The sequence below is a fragment of the Pseudomonas sp. Fl5BN2 genome, assembly GCF_009908205.1.
GTDB lineage: Bacteria > Pseudomonadota > Gammaproteobacteria > Pseudomonadales > Pseudomonadaceae > Aquipseudomonas.
In genome coordinates, this window is record NZ_JAAARL010000091.1 from 1 (window position 1) to 413 (window position 413).

1 protein-coding gene is annotated in these 413 nt (G+C 49.9%); it reads left to right on the top strand.

Features of this window, described 5'->3' with window-relative positions; translation table 11 throughout:
- Positions 1 to 413: TonB-dependent receptor domain-containing protein (locus GV819_RS32720; protein ID WP_161760127.1), on the top strand; the 413-nt coding region annotated here is incomplete at both ends.

Below are 413 nucleotides of genomic sequence, written 5' to 3' on the forward strand. Positions count from 1 at the left end.
GTACAAGAGCTTCAATCCCCGTGCCGGAGAACTGAAAGCCGAACGCCTGTCCCCAAGGGCGGCGATTTCAGTCTCACCGACAGACTGGCTGATGATGTACGGCTCCATATCCTCTGCATTCCGAGCGCCCACAATGGCAGAAATGTACAGGGATGATGTACATTTTTACCGCAAGGGTAAACCCAATTACTGGGTTCCTAACCTTAATCTGAAACCAGAAAATACCATCACCCGTGAGATTGGCGCAGGTATTCAACTGGATGGCCTGCTTACAGACAATGACCGGCTGCAGTTAAAAGGCGGATATTTCGGAACGGATGCCAGAAACTATATTGCCACACGCGTGGATATGAAACGGATGCGTTCTTATTCTTATAATGTATCCCGGGCCCGTATCTGGGGATGGGATATGC